We start from the raw sequence: 21,157 nt of genomic DNA, 5'->3' as shown, positions 1-21,157 counted from the left end.
CATGAGTGACACCACCATTCCGAGTTTCGCCGACGTCGAACTGACGACTCCGGCCGCCGAAGCGGGCAGCGGTGAAGCCCTCACCGACGGTTTCGCGATCCCGCACGGCTACACGGCCGAGCAGGTCACCTGGGACACGCCGGAGCAGATCGCGGTTCGCCCCGTCTACACCCGAGCCGACCGCGACGCGGCCGCCGCAGACGGCGGTTACCCGCTCGACTCGATCCCCGGCGAGGCTCCGTTCATCCGCGGTCCGTACCCGACGATGTACGTCAACCAGCCGTGGACGGTCCGGCAGTATGCGGGCTTCTCGACGGCAGCCGAGTCGAACGCCTTCTACCGGCGCAACCTGGCCGCAGGCCAGAAGGGCCTGTCGGTGGCGTTCGACCTGGCGACGCACCGCGGCTACGACTCCGACCATCCGCGCGTCGCGGGAGACGTCGGCATGGCGGGCGTCGCGATCGACTCGATCCTCGACATGCGTCAGCTGTTCGACGGCATCGACCTGGGTAGCGTCTCGGTGTCGATGACGATGAACGGCGCCGTGCTGCCGATCCTCGCGTTGTACGTCGTCGCCGCCGAAGAGCAGGGCGTGCCACCGGAGAAGTTGGCCGGGACCATCCAGAACGACATCCTCAAAGAGTTCATGGTCCGCAACACCTACATCTATCCGCCTGCGCCGTCGATGCGGATCATCTCGGACATCTTCGCGTACACGAGCACCAAGATGCCGAAGTTCAACTCGATCTCGATCTCCGGCTACCACATTCAGGAAGCCGGTGCGACGGCCGATCTGGAGCTCGCGTACACGCTCGCCGACGGCGTCGAGTACATCCGAGCCGGTCTGGAGGCCGGCCTGGACATCGACAAGTTCGCGCCGCGCCTGTCGTTCTTCTGGGGCATCGGCATGAACTTCTTCATGGAGGTCGCCAAGCTGCGCGCCGCGCGACTGCTGTGGAGTGAACTGGTCGCCGACTTCGAGCCGACGAACGCCAAGAGCCTCTCGCTGCGCACCCACTCGCAGACGTCGGGCTGGTCGCTGACCGCGCAGGACGTCTACAACAACGTCGCACGCACGTGCATCGAGGCGATGGCGGCGACGCAGGGCCACACGCAGTCGCTGCACACCAACGCCCTCGACGAGGCGATCGCTCTGCCGACGGACTTCTCGGCGCGGATCGCGCGCAACACGCAGCTGCTGCTGCAGCAGGAGTCGGGGACCACCCGGCCCATCGACCCGTGGGCCGGCTCGAATTACGTCGAGTGGCTCACCCACCAGTTGGCGGAGAAGGCGCGAGCGCACATTCAGGAAGTCGAGTCCGCGGGCGGCATGACCAAGGCGATCGAGGAGGGACTGCCCAAGCTGCGCATCGAAGAGGCTGCGGCACGCACCCAGGCCCGTATCGACTCGGGTCGCCAGCCGCTCATCGGCGTCAACAAGTACCGGTCGGAGCAGGACGAGGAGATCGAGGTTCTCAAGGTCGAGAACTCGAAGGTGCGTGCCGAACAGATCGCGAAGCTGGAGAAGCTGCGGGCCGACCGCGACCAGCCTGCGGTCGACGCCGCACTGGCGAATCTCACTCGTGCCGCCGCAGAGCCGGGCGGCAGCGAACTGGACAACAATCTGATGGCGTTGGCGATCGACGCGGCGCGCGCGGGCGCGACCGGCGGCGAGATCTCCGACGCGATGGAGAAGGTCTTCGGTCGCCACCAGGCCGAGATCAAGACGATCAGCGGTGTCTATCGAAACGAAGCGGGTGAGGCGGTGTCGAACATCGACGAGGCGCTGGCCGTGGTCGACGAGTTCGCCGAGGCCGAGGGCAGGCGTCCGCGTGTCCTGGTCGCGAAGATGGGGCAGGACGGTCACGACCGCGGCCAGAAGGTGATCGCGACGGCGTTCGCCGACCTGGGCTTCGACGTCGACGTGGGTCCGCTGTTCGCCACGCCCGAAGAGGTCGCTGCACAGGCCGCCGACAACGACGTCCACGTGGTGGGTGTCTCGTCGTTGGCAGCAGGGCACCTCACGCTGGTGCCCGCCCTGCGCGAGGCACTGGCCGCCGTCGGTCGTGAGGACATCATGATCGTCGTGGGCGGCGTCATCCCGCCGGGCGACTTCGACGATCTGTACGAGGCGGGCGCCGCGGCGATCTTCCCGCCCGGCACGGTCATCGCCGACAGCGCGGTGGACCTGATCGGCAAGCTGGCCGAGCAACTGGGCCTGGACCTGGCCTCCCGGAACACGTGAGTGGTCAGGCACGTGAGCCGGTAGGCACATGAGTCGGGAGGAGCGTATGAGCGCGGCGCAACGACGATCGATCGACGTCGACGCATTGGCGGCCGGTGTGCTGGCGGGGCGTCGCGCCGATCTGGCGCGCGCGATCACACTCGTCGAATCGACACGTCCGGATCACCGCGAGGCAGCGCAGCGGTTGCTGCTGCAGGTCAGCCCGCACGCGGGGAAGTCGTTCCGGGTCGGGATCACCGGCGTGCCCGGCGTCGGCAAGTCGACCACTATCGAAGCGCTCGGGATGTATCTGATCTCGCAGGGCCATCGGGTGGCGGTGCTGGCCGTCGACCCGTCGTCGACGCGGACCCGCGGTTCGATCCTCGGCGACAAGACCCGGATGGGTCAGCTGTCCGCAGCCGCCGACGCCTACGTTCGTCCGTCGCCGACGTCGGGGACCCTCGGGGGCGTCACTAAGGCGACCCGCGAGACGATCGTGCTCGTCGAGGCCGCCGGATACGACGTCGTGCTCATCGAGACCGTCGGCGTCGGCCAGTCGGAGGTCAGCGTCGCGAACATGGTCGACACGTTCACCTTCCTGACGTTGGCGCGGACGGGCGACTCGTTGCAAGGCATCAAGAAGGGCGTCCTGGAGCTCGCGGAGATCGTCGTCGTCAACAAGGCGGACGGGAAGCACCTGAACGAGGCGCGCGGCGCTGCACGCGAACTGCGGAACGCGTTGGGCTTCATCTACCCGCACGATGCGCTGTGGACGCCGCCCGTCCTGACGATGAGCGCGATGGAGAAGTCCGGTGTGGACGACTACTGGGCGGCCGTCGAGAAGCATCGTGACGTGCTGACCGAGGCGGGGGAGTTCGCTCGCCGTCGAGCGCAGCAACAGGTCGACTGGATGTGGACGATGGTGCGCGAGACCGTGCTGAACCGGATCGATGCCGCGCCGGGGGTGCGTGCGATCCGCGCCGAGGTGGAGGCTGCCGTTCTGGACGGCTCGCTGACACCCGCGTTGGCCGCCGAACAGATCGTCGACGGCGCCGGCTTCTAAACCCGGAATCCGAGTACACACGGGGTCCTGATAAGGGGACTCGGGCACAAGCCTCACGTAGACGGCCAGAACGCCGAGATTTCGGTTCGAAGGACCACATACGTGAGGGTTGTGCCCGACCGTGTCATCGAGAGACCGTGTCCACGAGAGACCGTGTCCACGAGAAAGCCGCGGCATCGTTCACACGATGTCGCGGCTTCGTTACAGAGTGTCCGAGGGGGGACTTGAACCCCCACGTCCGTTAATAGGACACTAGCACCTCAAGCTAGCGCGTCTGCCATTCCGCCACTCGGACTCGATTCAGTTGTTGCACGGGCGTTTCGCTCGTGCTCGACAACAATAACCAAGGTTGCCCCGGTATCCCAAATCGCCTAGTAATTGAGGGTGTGAGCCCGATTCAAGCAACCGAAGAAGTCGTCGACATCGTGAGTCGACTCATCCAGTTCGACACATCCAACACCGGTGTCCCGGAGACCACGGTCGGTGAGGCGGACTGCGCTCGCTGGGTGCAGGAGCAGTTGGCGGAGGTCGGTTACGCGACCGAGTACGTCGAATCGGGGATGCCTGGCCGCGCCAACGTGTTCGCACGCCTCGAAGGCGCAGACCGGCAGCGCGGCGCACTTCTGATCCACGCGCACCTCGACGTGGTGCCCGCTCAGGCCGAGGACTGGAGCGTGCACCCGTTCTCCGGAGCGATCCGAGACGGCTACATCTGGGGCCGCGGCGCGATCGACATGAAAGACATGGCAGGCATGGCGCTGGCGCTGGCACGCCAGTTCAAGCGCGACGGCACCGTGCCGCCGCGCGACATCGTGTTCGCATTCCTCGCCGACGAGGAGGCAGGCGGCACACTGGGATCGCAGTGGCTGGTCAAGAACCGTCCCGAACTGTTCGACGGCATCTCCGAGGCGGTCGGTGAGGTCGGCGGGTTCTCGTTGACCGTCGACCGCCCGGACGGCACCGTACGCCGGCTGTACCTCGTCGAGACGGCCGAGAAGGGCCTGGCGTGGATGAGACTCACCTGCAACGCCACCGCGGGCCACGGCTCGTTCCTGCACTCCGACAACGCAGTCACCGAGATCGCCGCCGCCGTCGCGAGGATCGGCGCCCATCGGTTCCCGCTCGTGATGACCGAGTCGGTGTCGGAGTTCCTGACAGCGCTGTCGGAGGAGACCGGGCTCGACTTCAGCCCCGAGACGCCCGACCTGGAAACGGCCCTGTTCAAGATCGGCAACCTGGCCCGCATCGTCGGCGCGACGCTCCGCGACACCGCGAACCCGACGATGCTGTCGGCCGGCTACAAGGCCAACGTGATTCCGCAGCAGGCCGAAGCGGTCATCGACTGCCGCGTCCTGCCCGGCCGCCAGAAGGAGTTCGAGGCGACCATCGACGAACTCATCGGGCCCAACATCACCCGCGAATGGATCACCCACCTCGACGCCTACGAGACGACATTCAACGGCCACCTCGTCGACGCCATGAACGACGCTGTCGTGGCCCACGACGAGAACGGCCGCACCGTGCCGTACATGCTCTCCGGCGGCACCGACGCGAAAGCGTTCGCCAAGCTCGGTATCCGATGCTTCGGGTTCGCACCCTTGCAACTGCCGCCGGAACTCGATTTCGCGGCGCTGTTCCACGGAGTCGACGAGCGGGTGCCGGTAGAGTCGATTCTGTTCGGTACCAAGGTTCTTGAGCATTTCCTCCACCACTGCTGAGCGTGTGGGCCGTGGCCGCGGAGGGCGAAAGGAAACGATCGTGACTGCATTCGATCCGTACTCGGTTCTGCCGAGTCTGCCCGACATCACTGTGACGTCGAACGACTTCACGGAGGGACAGACACTGCCCACCCCGCAAGTGTCGGCGATCTTCGGCGCCGGGGGAGACGACGTCTCACCGCAGTTGAGCTGGTCTGGCTTCCCCGCGGAGACGAAGAGCTTCGCGGTGACCTGCTTCGACCCGGACGCGCCGACCGCCTCGGGTTTCTGGCACTGGGCGGTCGCGGACATCCCCGCGACCACCACGTCGCTGCCCGCCGGTGCGGGATCGCCCGACTCGGCCGACCTCCCTGCCGGAGCCGTCACCCTGGGCAACGACGCGGGGCTCGCCCAGTTCGTCGGTGCAGGCCCGCCTCCGGGACACGGTCCGCACCGTTACATCTTCGCTGTGCACGCCGTCGACGTGGAATCACTCGACCTGCCAGACGGCGCGACCCCGGGGTTCCTCGGATTCAACCTGTTCTCCCGCGCCATCGCCCGCGGCACGCTGTCCGCAGTGTTCGAGCTGCCGGGCGAATAGCGGACCCGCGCTGCTGATCGAGCGGAGTCCAGACGGCGCGGCCGACTGTGCTCGATCAGCGGTTCGCGGAACCGACCGCCTCGCTCAGTGACGAGAAGCCGTGCGAGCGGAGCCGTCCGGCGATGCCGTCGTTGAGGTCGCGGAGCCAGCCGGGGCCACCGTAGATGAAGCCGGTGTAGACCTGGAGGAGATCGGCGCCTGCGCAGATCCGTTCCCACGCCTGGTCGACGGTCTCGATTCCGCCGACACTCACCAGGGCCATCCGACCGCCGACGCGGCTGTACAGTCGGCGCAGCACCGCGAGCGAGCGGTCCGCGACCGGCGGGCCCGACAGTCCGCCAGCACCCATCGCGTCGACGTCGCCTCGTGGCGTGGTGAGGCCGCCACGGCCGATCGTCGTGTTCGTGGCGACGATGCCCGCGAGACCGAGCTCCTCCGCGAGATCGGCGACGTCGTCGATGTCCTCATCGGACAGGTCCGGCGCGATCTTCACCAGGACTGGGACCGACGCGACCTCCAGGACCGCGGCCAGCACCGGACGCAACGACTCGACGGCCTGTAGGTCACGCAGTCCCGGCGTGTTCGGGGAGCTGACGTTGACCACGACGAAGTCGGCGAGCGGGCCGAGCAGGCTCGCCGAGAACCGGTAGTCGTCGACGGCGCCAGCGAGTGGCACGACTTTCGTCTTGCCGATGTTGGCGCCGATCGGCACCCGGACCGGACCGGGCCGAGCCTCGACGAGTTTCGCCGCCGCCGCGGCCGCGCCCGGATTGTTGAATCCCATCCGATTGATGAGTGCACGGTCGGCGGGAAGCCGGAAGAGTCGCGGCCCAGGATTGCCGGGCTGCGGCTGCCCGGTGATCGTGCCGATCTCGGCGTAGCCGAAACCGAGCTGCCCCCACGCGTTGACGCACTCGGCGGACTTGTCGAAGCCTGCGGCGAGACCGACGGGCGCCGGGAAGTCGACACCGAAGACGGTGCTGCGCAGGGCGGGATCGGATCCCGCGAACACCCGCGACAGCAGGGTGCGGACCACCGGAAGCCTCCCGGCGACACCGATCATCCTGGCCATGATCCGGTGGATCCGCTCCGGCGGAACCAGGAACATCACCTTGAGGAGCGGGGGATAGACCAGTCGGTTCAACGTACTCAACATGGTGACGACTCCAAGTCTCCGAACGCGGGGTGAATGCGGGACACGGGTGGGTTCGGCGACGCGGCGCTCACGACGTGATCACAGTCGGGGCGACGACCTGCAGACCGTCGTCGCGACCAGATGCGAGCAGCAGGTCGCCGCTCGTCGGGTCGACCGCCATCGCGGTCACTTGACCGACAGTCGGGACCCGGCCGCGTTCGCGGGCGTCACCCCGCGACAGGTCGTAGGCGACGGCCTCGTTCTCGGCGGTCGAGGACACCCACAGCAGGTCGCGCTTCTCGTCGTAGGCGAGCGCGAACGGACTCGCGGGAGCGGGGTGGCGCAACCGCATCACGATCGGATCGCCGAAGAACGCGTAGAACTCGTCGTCGCGGGTCCCCGTCACCATGATGCGACCGAAGCGGTCGACGACGGCGTTCGTCGCGCCGTTGCCCGCGCGCAGCGACGCCTTACGGTCGCCGCTCTCGACGTCGATCGGAAGGATCGCCGACTGAGCGCGGTCGAACACGCTGACCTGGCCCTCGACCTCGGTCGCCGACGTCGGCGCGACGAGGATGTCATCGACGCGTGCGAAGCCGCCGAACTCGTCGATCCGCTCACCGGCCGCGGACAGCACGAGCACCTTGCCCTTCGCCGTGCCGACGAGGACCTTGTCGCCGTCGACGGCCAGCGAGAGCGGGGAATCGATCGGCGCATCGGCGACCGACGTGCGCCCGTCACCGTCGACGCGGACGAGTCCGCGCGGTCCCACAGCCAGGAAGTGATCGTCCAGGGCGATCAGATCGACGACGCCGTCGATCGGCAGGGCGACACGATTCGGCGCGGGCGCGTCCTGCCCCGCGCCGTGGTGGAGGGTGACGGTGCGGCCGTCGGCGCCGAGCACCGCGGTCGTCGATCCGGCGACCGCGATCGCCGCCGCCGCGTCCTGTGCGACGACGGTGCCTGCGGGCTTCGCGGTGTCGGTCGGCGACGTCGCGGCGGTCGCGACCGGAAGCGTGTCGAGCGACGACGAGTCGCCGTCGTCGGAGTCGGAGCCGCAGGCCGTCAGGGTGAGAGTCACTGCCACCGCGAGAAGGCCGGCCGTCCATCTGGTTCGCACACGCATGGCATCCATCTTGCTGGATAAGAGAAAATCAAGGTTCGATGGGTAGCATCCACCCTCGTGATCGAATCGATGAGTTGGCTGCAGGCGGTGGTGCTCGGAGCACTGCAGGGCGTGACCGAGTTCCTACCGATCTCCTCGTCCGGGCATCTGCGCATCGTGTCGCAGATCTGGTTCGGCCAGGACGCGGGCGCGTCGTTCACCGCGGTCACCCAGCTGGGAACCGAACTCGCGGTGCTGCTGTACTTCGCGAAGGACATCGGCCGGATCGTCGTCGCGTGGTTCGCCGGTCTCCGCGACTCGTCTCGTCGCGACCTCGACTACCGACTCGGCTGGTACGTGATTCTCGCCACCATCCCGATCGGCCTCCTCGGCTATCTCCTCAAAGACGAGATCCGTACCGCGGGCCGCAACCTCTGGCTGGTGGCGATCATGCTGATCGCGTTCTCGTTCGTGTTCCTCGCCGCGGAGATCACCGCGGCCCAACGGCCCGGCAAGTCCCTGGAGCAGATGAGGCCGCGCGACGCGCTCGCGATGGGCATCGCGCAGTGTCTCGCGCTGATCCCGGGTGTCTCCCGGTCGGGTGGCACGGCGAGCGCCGGCCTGTTCTTCGGGATGAAGCGGGAAGCCGCGTTCCGCTTCTCATTCCTGATCGCGATTCCCGCGGTCCTCGCGTCCGGTCTGTTCAGCCTGCCGGACGCCTTCAGTCCCGACGGGAGCGGGGTGAGCGCGTCCGGACCGCAGATCCTGGTCGCCACCTTCATCGCTTTCGTGCTCGGCTACGTGTCGATCGCCTGGCTGCTCAAATTCGTGTCGGGCCACTCACTCGCCTGGTTCGCCGGCTACCGCATCGCGCTCGGTCTCCTCGTTCTGATCCTGCTGACCGCGGGCGTCATCACGACCTGAGCCCCCAGCCCTGTCATCACGCCTGCCCTGTCATCACGCCTGTCTCGTCATCACGCCTGTCTCGTCATCACCCGTCTGCTGTCACCCGTCTGCTGTCACCGGCCTGCCGTCACGCCGTAGCCTGAACGCCATGACGGTGATCCTCGTCCGGCACGGACGATCGACGGCCAACACCTCCGGCGTCCTCGCGGGACGGACCCCGGGCGTCGCGCTCGACGACAAGGGGCGTGCCCAGTCGCTCGACCTCATCGGTCGCCTCGGCGACGTCGCGAGCCGGCTGCAGGCGGTCGTCCGGTCACCGCTGCAGCGGTGCGGGGAGACCGTCGCGCCGCTCGTCGACCAATTGGACGGGGTCCCCGAAGTGATCGACGACCGGCTCGCGGAGGTCGACTACGGGCAGTGGAGTGGACGCAAGCTCACCGACCTCGTCAACGAGCCGCTGTGGAAGACGGTGCAGCGGAACCCGTCGCACGCGGTGTTCCCCGACGGCGAAGGCCTCGCCGACGTGTCGCGGCGAGCGACGGCCGCCGTCCGCGCGCTCGACCGCGAGTACAGCGGCGCGGACGGACACGGAGTCTGGCTGGCGTGCTCGCACGGCGACGTCATCAAGTCCGTCGTCGCCGATGCGCTCGGCATGCACTTGGACGCGTTTCAACGCATCGTCGTCGACCCGGCATCGATCACCGTGATCGGATACTCGCACGACCGTCCGTACGTGCTGACCGTCAACAACGGCGGTTCGCTGACCCTGCCCGCGCCGCGGGTGCACGCAGACGCCGAGGTCGGCGGCGGAGCGGGCGCCTGAGTCCGCGGGTACCGTGAAGACGATGAGAAGGAAAGCGGAGTAGACGTGTCGCGCACCATTCATGAGTTCCGGACGCCGAACCGTTTCGTGGCGGGCACGGTCGGCGAGCCCGGCGACCGGACGTTCTTCCTCCAGGTCTCGCAGGACCAGCGGTTGATGAGTGTCGAACTCGAAAAACAGCAGGTCCTGATTCTCGCTGATCGTCTCGGCTACCTCCTCGACGAAGTCGCCCGGCGGTTCGGTGCCTCCGTGCCCCCGGAGACGGATGCCGTCGCGGACACGGCGCCGCTGACGATGCCGATCGATGCGGAGTTCCGCGTCGGCTCGATGGGGCTCGGCTGGGACGCCGAAGCCTCGTCGGTCGTCGTCGAACTCCTGGCGATCACCGAGCAGCCGTTGGACGAGAGCGTCATCCTCGACGACACCGACGAAGGACCGGACACGGTCCGGATCTTCCTGAACGCCGACGCAGCACGCGAGTTCAGCGCACGATCGATGCGGGTCATCTCCGCCGGACGGCCGGTGTGCCCGCTGTGCAACCAACCGCTCGACCCGAGCGGGCACATCTGCGCACGCAGCAACGGGTACAAGCGCGACGTCGAGTTCTCGCGGTCGATCGAGTTCATCGATCCCGACGTGCTCGCCGCGTTGGGGCGAGTCATCCCTGGAGTCGACACTGCGTTCGAGGTCGAAGACGACTTCTCCGATGAGTTCGACGAGTCTGATGAATCCGGCGAGTCCGACGAGTCTGACGACGATACGCGCGAGTGAACTCCGACGTTCTCGAGGTCCTCGCAGGCGGGGACCTCACCGTTCTCGGTCGGGTCCCGACGGCGAGCAACCTGGCGTTGGCCTGCCGAGTCTCCGACGGCGACGCCGAGTTCATGTGCGTCTACAAGCCGATCCGCGGCGAGGCCCCGCTCTGGGACTTTCCCGACGGGCACCTGGCCGGGCGCGAGGTGGCGACCTATCTGATCAGTGACGCGTTGGGGTGGGATCTCGTGCCCGAGACGGTATTGCGCGACGACGGCCCCGCCGACGCCGACCTCGGTCCCGGCATGGTGCAGCGGTGGATTCACGTGCCCGACGAGCCGTCCGGACCCGACCCGGTCGACCTGGCGCCCCTCGACGAGATCGCCGACGACCAGATGCCCGTCCTGCATGCCTACGACGAGGACGGACGTCTGGTCGCACTGGTGCACGCCGATCGCCCGGACTTGTTGCGGCTCGCCGTGTTCGACGTGGTCATCAACAACGCCGACCGTAAGGGCGGCCACATTCTCGTTGACGGGGACGGACACCTGTACGGGATCGATCACGGGATCTGTCTGCACGCCGAGAACAAGCTCCGGACCGTTCTATGGGGCTGGGCGGGTCGGCCGCTGCCCGCCGAGTCGAGCGACGATCTGTGCCGGCTGGCGAAGCGGCTCGCCGACCCCGACGACGTACTCACCGTGCGTCTGCGCGGACTGATCACCGACGAGGAGATCGCGGCCGTGCGCCGTCGCGCCCGCGTCCTCGGCGACGACGGGGTGCTGCCGATGCCGCCATCCGAACGCGCCATCCCGTGGCCTCCCTTCTGACCGGTTGAGCCGATGACGGTCCACCTTCCGACAGGCCCCGATACTCGGCCCGGGCGCACCACACATACAGTTGGACGCATGCAGTCGTGGTCGTCGCCCCAGATTCCCTCCGTGCCCGGCACCGCACCGGCCCTCCGCCTCTACGACACGTCCGACGCACAGGTGAAACCACTGGCTCCGGGGCCGGTAGCCACCATGTACGTCTGCGGTATCACCCCGTACGACGCCACCCACCTCGGCCACGCCGCGACCTATGTGACGTTCGACCTGATCAACCGGGTCCTGCGCGATCAGGGCCACGACGTGCACTATGTTCAGAACATCACCGATGTCGACGATCCGCTGTTCGAGCGTGCGGAGCGTGACGGCGTCGACTGGCGTGACCTCGGGTCGGGGGAGATCGACCTCTTCCGCGACGACATGGCAGCACTCCGCGTGTTGGCGCCCCGTGACTACATCGGAGCCGTCGAATCAGTCGACGAGGTCGTCGCCGCCGTCGAGCGGCTCCTGGAGATCGGCGCCGCGTACATCGTCGACGACCCCGAGTACCCGGACGTCTACTTCGACGTCGACGCGACGCCCCAGTTCGGCTACGAGTCGAACTACGACGTACAGACCATGGCCACGTTCTTCGCCGAACGCGGCGGCGATCCGGACCGGAAGGGCAAGCGCAATCCGCTCGACGCGCTGCTGTGGCGTGTGCAGCGTCCCGGCGAACCCGCTTGGCCGTCGCCGTTCGGCGACGGCAGACCCGGCTGGCACATCGAGTGCTCGGCCATCGCGCTCAACCGGCTCGGGATGGGGTTCGACGTTCAGGGCGGTGGCAGCGACCTGATCTTCCCGCACCACGAGTTCTCCGCCGCGCACGCCGAAGCCGCCACCGGTGAGCGACGGTTCGCGCGCACCTACGTCCACACCGGCATGATCGGGCTGGACGGGGAGAAGATGTCCAAGAGCCTCGGAAACTTGGTGAAGGTGTCGGTGCTGCGCGCCAACGGCGTCGACGCGAGTGCCGTCCGCCTCGGCCTGCTCAGCGGCCACTACCGCCAGGACCGAATGTGGACCGATCAGGTGCTCTCCGACGGCGAACGGCGCCTGGCGACGTGGCGACGGGCCGCACGCGTGTCGACCGCGCCGGACGCGACGGACACCGTCGCCCGGTTGCGCCAGCACCTCGCCGACGACCTGGACACGCCGAAAGCGCTCGCCGCCGTCGACGCCTGGGCTGCGGACGCGATCCTCGGGATCGGCTCCTCGACCGAGTCGCCTGGGCTGATCGCGGACGCGGTCGATGCACTCCTCGGCGTCGACATCGCACCGCGAGGGTGACGGCATGCCTCGGAAGACCACCATTCCAGCCAGCACGTCCGAAGGTGTGTGGACCGTCGTCACGCACACGTCGACGTACGTCCTCGACTTCGGCGAGATGACGTTGCTGCGTGCCCCCGGCGTCGGCAGGCACGACGATCAACGGTGGGAGGTCAGCGAGCTGCGGCGCGACTCGCAGGACATCCCGCTGCTCGGCGTCAAACAGTGCACGGTCGGTGAGCCGGCTCAGTTCTGGGTATCGGCCGCCGACGACCCGGACGTGCGGACCTGGCGGATCACGACCCCGGTGGTCGAGATCGAACAGATCGGCTGAACCGACGCGTTAGCGTCACTGGCCTTCGTTGCGGCGACGCAGGTACCGCTCGAACTCGGCGGCCAAGGTGTCGCCGTCGACTTCGGTGAGCGCGCCCTCGTCGTCCGACGACGCTGCGTCCTCGGTCTCCTCGAGCTCCCGAACATACGCCGCCATGTCGTCGTCGTCCGACATCATCTCGTCGACGGCCTCCTGCCACTGCTGAGCCTGCTCGGCGAGCGGCCCAGTGTCGATCGACACCTCGATGACCGCTTCGAGCCGGTCCAGCAGCGCGAGTACGGCCTTCGGGTTCGGCGGGTGCGCGATGTAGTGCGGCACCGCCGCCCACAGCGAGATCGACGGAACGCCAGCCTGGACGAACGCGTCCTGCAGTACTCCGGTGATCCCGGTCGGCCCCTCATACTTGCTCGGCGACAACCCGAAGCGGGTCGCGGCGGACTTCGTCTCGGCGGACCCCGACACCGGCACCGGCCGAGTGTGCGGGGTGTCGGCCAGCAACGCGCCCAGCATCACCACGAGCTCGACGCCGAGCGCCTCGGCGAGGTCGACGAGCTGCGTGGAGAAGGTTCGCCACCGCAGATTCGGTTCCGGGCCGAGGACGAACACGACGTCGCGCTGGCTGTCGGGGAGCGTCGCGTACGACACCGACGTGCTCGGCCACTGTATGCGTCGGGTCACCCCGTCGACTTGGGCGATCGTGGGCCGCGTCGACGCGAAATCGTAGAACTCCTCGCCATCGATCTCTTGAAGATCGGTGGCGTCCCAGGTAAGAGCCAGATGTTCCACCGCGCCGGTGGCGGAATCGCCCGCGTCGTTCCATCCGCCGAAGGCGACGATCATGACCGGGCGGCGCAGTACGGGTAGTCCAGGGGGACGCGGAGAGTTCACTGGGCAGAGCCTACGGGGGAGTACGAACTGGGGCGAACTACCCTAGGGGGCATGCCATACTCCTCGACTCGACCAGACAACTACGACTCGACATTCCTGCAGGCGATGTCGAGCCGCGTACTGATCGGCGACGGAGCCATGGGAACGATGCTGCAGAACGCAGATCTCGACGTCGACACGGACTTCCTCGGCCTCGAAGGCTGCAACGAGATTCTCAACGAGACCCGTCCGGACGTGCTCGCCGGCATCCACCGACGTTACTTCGAAGCGGGTGCCGACGCTGTCGAGACGAACACCTTCGGCTGCAACCTGTCGAACCTCGGCGACTACGACATCGCGGACCGGATCCGTGAACTCGCCTACAAGGGCACGGCCATCGCACGCGGGGTGGCCGACGAGATGGGCCCGTCCGCGGACGGCACCGACCGGTTCGTTCTCGGTTCCATCGGCCCCGGCACCAAACTGCCGAGCCTGGGTCACACGACGTTCGCCGCGATCCGTGACGCCTACCAGGAGTGCGTGCTCGGCATGCTCGACGGTGGAGCCGACGCGATCCTCATCGAGACCTGCCAGGATCTGCTGCAGTTGAAGGCGGCCGTCGTCGCGGCCCGCCGGGCGATGGACGAGTTCGGTCGGCATCTGCCGATCATCGCCCACATCACAGTCGAAACCACTGGCACGATGCTCGTCGGGTCGGAGATCGGCGCGGCGTTGGCCGCGATCGAGCCGCTCGGCGTTGACGTCATCGGGCTGAACTGCGCGACCGGCCCCGCGGAGATGAGCGAGCACCTGCGCTACCTCTCCAAGCATTCGCGGGTGCCGATCTCGGTGATGCCGAACGCAGGCCTCCCGGTGCTCGGCAAGAACGGAGCCGAATACCCGCTCACGGCGCCCGAACTGGCCGACGCGCTCTCGTCGTTCGTCACCGACTACGGTCTCCAGTTCGTCGGCGGCTGCTGCGGCACCACGCCCGAGCACATTCGTCGGGTCGCCGACGCGGTAAGCGTCCTGCAGGCACGCGAGCGCACTCCCGACCACGTGTCGGAGACGTCGTCGCTCTACACGGCGGTCCCGTTCGATCAGGACGCCAGCTTCCTCGTCGTCGCCGAACGCACCAACTCGAACGGGTCCAAGGCGTTCCGTGAGGCGATGCTCGCGGGCGACTACCAGAAGTGTCTGGACATCGCGAAGGCGCAGACGCGCGACGGCGCCCACATGCTCGACCTCAACATCGACTACGTGGGCCGCGACGGTGCGCTCGACATGACGGAGCTGGCGAGTCGTTTCGCGACGGCGTCGACGCTGCCGATCATGATCGACTCGACCGAGCCGGACGTGATCAAGGCCGGCCTCGAACATCTCGGCGGCCGGTGCGCGGTCAACTCGGTGAATTACGAGGACGGAGACGGCCCCGACTCCCGTTTCGCTCGGATCATGGCGCACGTCGTCGAACACGGAGCGGCGGTCGTCGCCCTCACCATCGACGAGGAGGGGCAGGCGCGCACCGCCGACCACAAGGTCGCGATAGCTGAGCGGTTGATCACCGACCTCACCGAGAACTGGGGGCTGGCCGACGAGGACATCATCATCGACGCCCTCACCTTCCCGATCTCGACCGGGCAGGAAGAGGTCCGTCGCGACGGCATCGAGACGATCGAAGCGATCCGCCGGATCAAGGAGTCCCACCCCGAGGTTCACTTCACGCTCGGCATCTCGAACATCTCGTTCGGGCTCAATCCGGCGGCCCGCCAGGTGCTGAACTCGGTGTTCCTGCACGAGTGCGTCGCCGCGGGCCTGGATACGGCGATCGTCCACGCGTCGAAGATCCTGCCGATGGCTCGCATCCCCGACGAGCAACGAGAGACCGCTCTCGACCTGGTGTACAACCGGCGACGCGAGCAGGGCGCGGACGGACCGGACGATGCAGGCTATGACCCGCTGCAGAAGCTCATGCAGTTGTTCGAGGGCGTCTCGGCGGCGTCGGCGCGCGAATCGCGTGCCGCTGAACTCGCCCGGATGCCGCTGTTCGAGCGGCTCGCGCAACGCATCGTCGACGGTGAACGCAACGGTCTCATCGAAGACCTCGACGAGGCACGGTCGACGGTTCCGCCATTGAGCATCATCAACGACCACCTGCTCGCCGGCATGAAGACTGTGGGCGAGCTGTTCGGCTCGGGCCAGATGCAGCTGCCGTTCGTCTTGCAGTCCGCGGAGGTGATGAAGGCCGCCGTCGCGCATCTCGAACAGTTCATGGAGGCCTCCGACGACGACGGCAAGGGGCGCATCGTCCTGGCGACCGTGAAGGGCGATGTCCACGACATCGGAAAGAACCTCGTCGACATCATTTTGAGCAACAACGGGTACGACGTCGTCAACATCGGCATCAAGCAGCCGATCGCGACGATTCTGTCCGCGGCCGAGGAGCATCGGGCCGATGTCGTCGGCATGTCGGGGCTGCTCGTGAAGTCGACGGTCGTGATGAAGGAGAACTTGGAGGAGATGAACTCGCGCGGCAAGAGTGAACTTCCCGTCCTCCTCGGCGGCGCCGCGCTGACCCGAACGTACGTCGAGGGCGACCTCGCCGACATCTACGAGGGTGACGTCCGGTACGCCCGCGACGCGTTCGAGGGACTGACCCTCATGGACGAGATCATGGCGATCAAACGCGGTGACGGGCCGGACCCGGACAGCCCGGAGGCCAAAGCGGCGGCCGCGAAGGTCGCCGAACGCAAGGAGCGACGCGAACGTTCCAAGCGGATCGCCGAGAAGCGCAAGGCCGCCGAGGTCCCCGTCGAGGTTCCCGCGCGGTCGGACGTCGCCGCCGACAACGAGGTTCCGACGCCGCCGTTCTGGGGCACTCGGATCGTCAAGGGCATCCCGGTCGCCGACTACTCGGCGATGCTCGACGAGCGTGCTCTGTTCCTCGGCCAGTGGGGCCTTCGTGGCACGCGCGGCGACGACGGGCCGGGCTACGAGGATCTCGTCGAGACCGAGGGTCGGCCGCGGCTGCGCGAATGGATCGACCGGCTCTCGACGGCGGGCATCCTGCAGCACGCCGCCGTCGTCTACGGCTACTTCCCTGCGGTGAGTGAGGGCGACACCGTCCACGTGCTCGAATCGCCGGATCCGTCGTCGCCGGTCCGGCACAGTTTCGAGTTCCCGCGCCAGCAGCGTTCGAAGTTCCTGTGCATCGCCGACTTCATCCGGTCCCGTGAGCAGGCGCTCGCCGACGGGAAGGTAGACGTGCTGCCCTTCCAGTTGGTGACGATGGGCACGCCGATCGCCGACTTCGCCAACGAACTGTTCGCGGCGGACTCGTACCGCGACTACCTGGAGGTTCACGGCATCGGTGTGCAGTTGACCGAGGCACTCGCCGAGTATTGGCATCAGCGTGTGCGCAGCGAACTGTCGTTCACCGGTGGCGTGATGGCCGACGAGGACCCGGACCTGCCGCAGGGCTTCTTCGACCTCGAGTACCGGGGCGCCCGCTACTCATTCGGATACGGGGCGTGCCCGAACTTGGCGGACCGCGCGAAGATGATCGACCTGTTGGAGCCGGGCCGAATCGGCGTCGAACTGTCCGAGGAACTGCAGTTGCATCCCGAGCAGTCGACGGACGCGTTCGTTTTGCACCACCCGGAGGCGAAGTACTTCAACACGTAGATCGGTCGGCGTGCCGAGGGTGGGGGTCGGACCACTTCGCGCCCGACCCTTCCAGGAGGACACCAGTGACCGATGACGCACGCCTTCCCGACGCCCTGTTCTGGGATATGGACGGGACGCTGCTCGACACCGAACCGTTGTGGGAGAAGGTTCTCGTCGAGTTCGCGAACCGGCTCGACATCGAGATGACCGACGCGCTGCGGGATTCGACGATGGGAAACAGTTCGGTCGACGCGATGACGAAGGTGTACGACGCGGCCCTCGTCCCCGAGGCCGGTCGTGACTTCGACGCCGACGAAGACTGGATGGTTCAGCGTGTCCTCGAGTTGTTCGACGGCGGCCCGCCGTGGCGGCCGGGCGCGGTCGACGCGCTCGAGTTGGTTGCCGGAGCCGACATCCCGATGGTTCTCGTGACGAACACGATGCGGGAGGTGACCGACGTGCTGTTGTCGACGATCGGCGCCGAACGGTTCGTCACGACGGTGTGCGGCGACGAGGTCGAGGCTGGCAAACCCGCTCCGCACATCTACCGTCGTGCCGCCGAACTCGTCGGTTTCCCGATCGCCCGCTGCCTGGCGGTCGAGGACTCGCCCGCGGGTGCGGCCGCGACGTTCGCCGCGGGCGTGCGCGCGATCATCGTGCCGTCGGCGATCGAGGTGCAGCCGCGCGCCACGTACACCTACCGGGACTCGCTCGTCGGTCTCAACCTCGACGACCTGGCGGCCGCCCTCGCGCACCCCCACGTTTGAGCACCGTCGCTGGCTCCCCGCACATCACTCAACCGGCGGGGCGGAAGCTGGTCGCGGCGCTCTCACCGGATCAACGGGCCGGTCATCCGACGTCGTGCGCGTCGTGCGAAAATAGGTCACGTGAAAACCTTCGACGAACTCTTCGCTGAGCTGGCCGACAAGGCCGAGACCCGCCCCGAAGGCAGCGGCACGGTGGCCGCGCTCGACCACGGCGTCCATACGCTCGGCAAGAAGATCATCGAAGAAGCGGGCGAAGTGTGGTTGGCCGCCGAACACGAGTCCGACGACGCGCTCTCGGAAGAGATCTCGCAGCTCGTCTACTGGCTCCAGGTCATGATGATCAAACGAGGCCTGAACCCGGCCGACATCTACCGCTACCTCTAGGAACGTCTGACTCATGTTGCGTGTCGCAGTCCCGAACAAGGGCGCATTGTCTGAAGCCGCTGCCGGGATCCTCTCCGAAGCCGGCTACCGGAAGCGGGCCGATCCGAAGGACCTGTCCGTCATCGACGTCAACAACGACGTCGAGTTCTACTTCCTGCGTCCCAAAGACGTCGCGATCTACGTCGGGGCGGGGACCCTCGATCTCGGAATCACCGGGCGTGACCTGGCCGCCGACTCCGGCGCCGAGGTACTCGAAGAGGTGGCGCTCGGCTTCGGGTCGTCGTCCTTTCGGTACGCCGCGCCTGCCGACCAGGGGTGGGGGGTCGAAGATCTCGCCGGCAAGCGGATCGCGACGTCATACCCGAATCTCGTGCGCCGCGACCTCGCCGAACGACGGATCGAAGCGGAGATCATCCGCCTCGACGGCGCCGTCGAGATCTCCATCCAGTTGGGGGTCGCCGATGCGATCGCCGACGTCGTCGGCTCCGGGCGGACTCTGCGACTGCACGATCTCACGGCTTTCGGCGACTCGCTGTGCGACTCCGAAGCGGTCTTGATCCGCAATCCCGAATCGCCTGAGCCGTCGAAGGCTGCGAAACAGTTCATCGCACGCGTGCAGGGCGTCGTCTTCGGTCAGCAGTACGTGATGATCGACTACGACTGCCCGAAGACCCTCCTGGACGCCGCCGTCGCCAAGACTCCGGGCATCGAGTCTCCGACGGTGTCCCCGATGCTCGACCCGGATTGGCTCGCCGTCCGAGCGATGGTCCCGCGCAAGACGCATCAGTCGCTGATGGACGACCTGTCTGAGCTCGGCGTCCGCGCCATCCTCGCCTCCGACATCCGCAGCTGCCGCTTCTGACGCGTCGCGCGCACGCCCTTGTGACGCGACGCGCACGGGCCTCTCCGGCCAGCGTCCGCTCAGCCGGCGGGGGCGATCATATCGGTCTGGGCGGACCGGCCGAGGAAGCCGGAGACGTCGTACAGGTCGGCGAAGCTTGCGCCGTAGCCGGCGGCCCCGATCGCGAGGTCCGCGTCTAAGCCCAACCAGGGGCTCGTCGGCTGTGCGACGAGATGCACGGTCGTGTCCATGTTCATCCACGACCACTGGGTCGGATCGACCTGTGTGCCGACGCCGTTCGCGACGTCGAGCACCGTGAACATCGATTCGAGCGGTGACATCTCCTCGTCTTCGATCAACCCGATCGCAGGGCGAATCCAGACGGCAGGGGTCTGCCCGTTCCGACCGGCCTGGCGTGCGATGACGGTGGTCCCGATGAAGCCGATCCTGCCCCACGGGACAGCCATCTCACCATCGTCGGGGAAACCCACGATCTGCGGGAGCTCGTCCGGTCCGGCGGGCAGCGGTGGCACCGGCGAATGCTCGACGGGCGACGAGTCGCCGGTCATGATCCGCCACGCGACGGTGCGTGCCACGACCCGGAACTCGCCGGACGGCGCCTGCACCTCGAGATCGGCGGCCACCTGAGCGATGCGCTTGCCCGGTCGCACCACCGATGCGCGGACTCGGTTCACGCCGAGGCCAATCGCGCCGAGAATCTCCGTGGTGACCCGCGTGAACGCCTTCCCGTCGTCGCCTGCGGCGCGGATCAATGCACGCATCATCAGACCGGCGGGCGGACCGCCGTGCTGGATGTCCGACGACCAGACGCTCACCGTTGCCGCCGTCGGGACGAAGTACTCGTACCCGGGATCGGCGCCGTCGGGCGCGGCGATCGGACGGTAGTAGCTGGGGGCTGCCGGTGCATGCTCAGACATGAGCGCCACTCTATGCTTGGGGGAGCCTCAGCTCGCCCTCGACCCGAAGGACACCCACACCGATGCCGACGACCGGCCCATTCGCCGAGGGCGACCGCGTGCAACTCACCGATTCCAAGGGGCGCAAGTTCACTGTCGTCCTCGAACCGGACAAGCAGTTCCACACCCACAAGGGCGGTATCGAACACAACGACCTGCTCGGCGCTAATGAGGGGTCGATCGTCACAACGGTCAACGGAACCGAGTATCTCGCGCTCCGTCCGCTGCTCACCGACTACATTCTGTCGATGCCGCGCGGCGCCCAGGTGATCTACCCGAAGGACACCGCGCAGATCGTCTCCGAGGGAGACATCTTCCCCGGCGCTCGCGTCCTCGAAGCAGGCGCCGGATCGGGATCGTTGACGCTGTCGCTGCTGCGCGCGGTCGGGACCGAAGGGGCGGTCCTGTCGTACGAGGTGCGCGACGATCACGCCGAGCATGCGGTCCGCAACGTCGAGACCTTCCTCGGCAAGCGGCCGGACAACTGGCGACTGGTGGTCGACGACCTCGCCAACCATGATCCGGCCGACCAGTACGACCGCATCATCCTCGACATGCTCGCGCCGTGGGAACAGCTCGAACTCGTGTCGAAGACGCTCAAGCCCGGCGGTGTCCTCACCGTCTACGTCGCCACCGTCACGCAGCTGTCGAAAGTGATGGAAGGCCTGCGGGACCTGCAGTGCTGGACCGAACCGCGCGCCTGGGAGTCGCTGGTCCGCGAGTGGAGCGCCGTCGGTCTCGCTGTTCGCCCCGAGCACCGCATGCAGGGTCACACCGCGTTCCTCATCACGGCACGCCGACTGGCCGACGGCACGGAAACCCTCCGGGTGAAACGCCGTCCGACACGCGGGTAGCGTAGAAGCAGGTACAGCGTCA

At 67.3% G+C, this 21,157-nt stretch carries 19 protein-coding genes and 1 tRNA gene; 15 read left to right on the top strand and 5 right to left on the bottom strand.

Annotation, left to right across the window (positions count from 1 at the left end):
* The first annotated feature begins 1 nt into the window (after position 1).
* Entirely contained in the window at positions 2 to 2,245 is a 2,244-nt protein-coding gene (scpA, locus tag L5G28_RS10725; protein WP_237001536.1) for a methylmalonyl-CoA mutase, read from the top strand.
* Positions 2,246 to 2,291: 46 nt separating this feature from the next.
* A complete protein-coding gene (gene meaB / locus L5G28_RS10720) occupies positions 2,292 to 3,287 on the top strand; it encodes a methylmalonyl Co-A mutase-associated GTPase MeaB (RefSeq protein ID WP_237001535.1) in 996 nt (331 codons plus the stop codon).
* A gap of 209 nt (positions 3,288 to 3,496) precedes the next feature.
* On the opposite strand, the gene L5G28_RS10715 is transcribed toward meaB, so the two are convergent.
* A tRNA-Leu gene (locus L5G28_RS10715) sits at positions 3,497 to 3,582 on the bottom strand.
* A gap of 91 nt (positions 3,583 to 3,673) precedes the next feature.
* On the opposite strand from L5G28_RS10715, the gene L5G28_RS10710 reads away from it, so the two are divergent.
* Together L5G28_RS10710 and L5G28_RS10705 are read left to right on the top strand one after the other, a co-directional pair.
* Entirely contained in the window at positions 3,674 to 5,005 is a 1,332-nt protein-coding gene (locus L5G28_RS10710; protein ID WP_237001534.1) for a M20/M25/M40 family metallo-hydrolase, read from the top strand.
* A 40-nt stretch (positions 5,006 to 5,045) separates the two neighbouring features.
* Complete coding sequence (locus L5G28_RS10705) at positions 5,046 to 5,585, top strand: YbhB/YbcL family Raf kinase inhibitor-like protein (protein WP_237001533.1); 540 nt, start codon at positions 5,046 to 5,048, stop codon at positions 5,583 to 5,585.
* A 55-nt stretch (positions 5,586 to 5,640) separates the two neighbouring features.
* Here L5G28_RS10705 and L5G28_RS10700 read toward each other — a convergent pair whose 3' ends face one another.
* On the bottom strand, positions 5,641 to 6,741 hold the full coding sequence (locus L5G28_RS10700) for a quinone-dependent dihydroorotate dehydrogenase (RefSeq protein ID WP_237001532.1): 1,101 nt from the start codon (positions 6,739 to 6,741) through the stop codon (positions 5,641 to 5,643).
* A gap of 67 nt (positions 6,742 to 6,808) precedes the next feature.
* Positions 6,809 to 7,846 (bottom strand): YncE family protein, encoded by a 1,038-nt coding sequence (locus tag L5G28_RS10695; protein WP_237001531.1) that lies wholly within the window; start codon positions 7,844 to 7,846, stop codon positions 6,809 to 6,811.
* A 57-nt stretch (positions 7,847 to 7,903) separates the two neighbouring features.
* Between L5G28_RS10695 and L5G28_RS10690 the strand changes: the two genes are divergently transcribed.
* The 6 genes from L5G28_RS10690 (at position 7,904) to L5G28_RS10665 (ending at position 12,779) form a co-directional block, all read left to right on the top strand.
* Positions 7,904 to 8,749, top strand: coding sequence for an undecaprenyl-diphosphate phosphatase (locus L5G28_RS10690; RefSeq protein WP_237001530.1), 846 nt, complete (start codon positions 7,904 to 7,906; stop codon positions 8,747 to 8,749).
* 130 nt (positions 8,750 to 8,879) lie between these two features.
* Positions 8,880 to 9,554, top strand: coding sequence for an MSMEG_4193 family putative phosphomutase (locus L5G28_RS10685; RefSeq protein ID WP_237001529.1), 675 nt, complete (start codon positions 8,880 to 8,882; stop codon positions 9,552 to 9,554).
* Positions 9,555 to 9,599: 45 nt separating this feature from the next.
* Positions 9,600 to 10,325 (top strand): DUF3090 domain-containing protein, encoded by a 726-nt coding sequence (locus tag L5G28_RS10680; RefSeq protein WP_237001528.1) that lies wholly within the window; start codon positions 9,600 to 9,602, stop codon positions 10,323 to 10,325.
* Positions 10,322 to 11,137 (top strand): SCO1664 family protein, encoded by an 816-nt coding sequence (locus L5G28_RS10675; protein ID WP_237001527.1) that lies wholly within the window; start codon positions 10,322 to 10,324, stop codon positions 11,135 to 11,137. Before L5G28_RS10680 ends, L5G28_RS10675 begins: the two co-directional genes overlap by 4 nt.
* Positions 11,138 to 11,215: 78 nt before the next feature.
* On the top strand, positions 11,216 to 12,466 hold the full coding sequence (gene mshC, locus L5G28_RS10670; RefSeq protein WP_237001526.1) for a cysteine--1-D-myo-inosityl 2-amino-2-deoxy-alpha-D-glucopyranoside ligase: 1,251 nt from the start codon (positions 11,216 to 11,218) through the stop codon (positions 12,464 to 12,466).
* Between the two features lie 4 nt (positions 12,467 to 12,470).
* Positions 12,471 to 12,779 (top strand): hypothetical protein, encoded by a 309-nt coding sequence (locus L5G28_RS10665; protein WP_236997136.1) that lies wholly within the window; start codon positions 12,471 to 12,473, stop codon positions 12,777 to 12,779.
* A gap of 15 nt (positions 12,780 to 12,794) precedes the next feature.
* Here the strand turns inward: L5G28_RS10665 and L5G28_RS10660 are convergent, their stop codons facing one another.
* Entirely contained in the window at positions 12,795 to 13,667 is an 873-nt protein-coding gene (locus tag L5G28_RS10660) for a PAC2 family protein (RefSeq protein WP_237001525.1), read from the bottom strand.
* Between the two features lie 51 nt (positions 13,668 to 13,718).
* On the opposite strand from L5G28_RS10660, the gene metH reads away from it, so the two are divergent.
* From metH to hisG, 4 genes are all read left to right on the top strand, one after another.
* A complete protein-coding gene (gene metH, locus L5G28_RS10655) occupies positions 13,719 to 17,330 on the top strand; it encodes a methionine synthase (protein WP_237001524.1) in 3,612 nt (1,203 codons plus the stop codon).
* A 65-nt stretch (positions 17,331 to 17,395) separates the two neighbouring features.
* On the top strand, positions 17,396 to 18,079 hold the full coding sequence (locus tag L5G28_RS10650) for an HAD family hydrolase (RefSeq protein ID WP_237001523.1): 684 nt from the start codon (positions 17,396 to 17,398) through the stop codon (positions 18,077 to 18,079).
* A 120-nt stretch (positions 18,080 to 18,199) separates the two neighbouring features.
* Entirely contained in the window at positions 18,200 to 18,463 is a 264-nt protein-coding gene (locus L5G28_RS10645; protein WP_236997132.1) for a phosphoribosyl-ATP diphosphatase, read from the top strand.
* 13 nt (positions 18,464 to 18,476) lie between these two features.
* Complete coding sequence (gene hisG / locus L5G28_RS10640; RefSeq protein ID WP_236997131.1) at positions 18,477 to 19,325, top strand: ATP phosphoribosyltransferase; 849 nt, start codon at positions 18,477 to 18,479, stop codon at positions 19,323 to 19,325.
* A 59-nt stretch (positions 19,326 to 19,384) separates the two neighbouring features.
* On the opposite strand, the gene L5G28_RS10635 is transcribed toward hisG, so the two are convergent.
* Positions 19,385 to 20,242 (bottom strand): thioesterase family protein, encoded by an 858-nt coding sequence (locus L5G28_RS10635; RefSeq protein ID WP_237001522.1) that lies wholly within the window; start codon positions 20,240 to 20,242, stop codon positions 19,385 to 19,387.
* Between the two features lie 62 nt (positions 20,243 to 20,304).
* On the opposite strand from L5G28_RS10635, the gene L5G28_RS10630 reads away from it, so the two are divergent.
* On the top strand, positions 20,305 to 21,135 hold the full coding sequence (locus tag L5G28_RS10630; RefSeq protein ID WP_237001521.1) for a tRNA (adenine-N1)-methyltransferase: 831 nt from the start codon (positions 20,305 to 20,307) through the stop codon (positions 21,133 to 21,135).
* Positions 21,136 to 21,157 lie beyond the last annotated feature (22 nt).

Source organism: Gordonia liuliyuniae, assembly GCF_021739025.1.
Lineage (GTDB): Bacteria > Actinomycetota > Actinomycetes > Mycobacteriales > Mycobacteriaceae > Gordonia > Gordonia liuliyuniae.
This window is presented reverse-complemented; position numbering and strand designations above follow the sequence as displayed.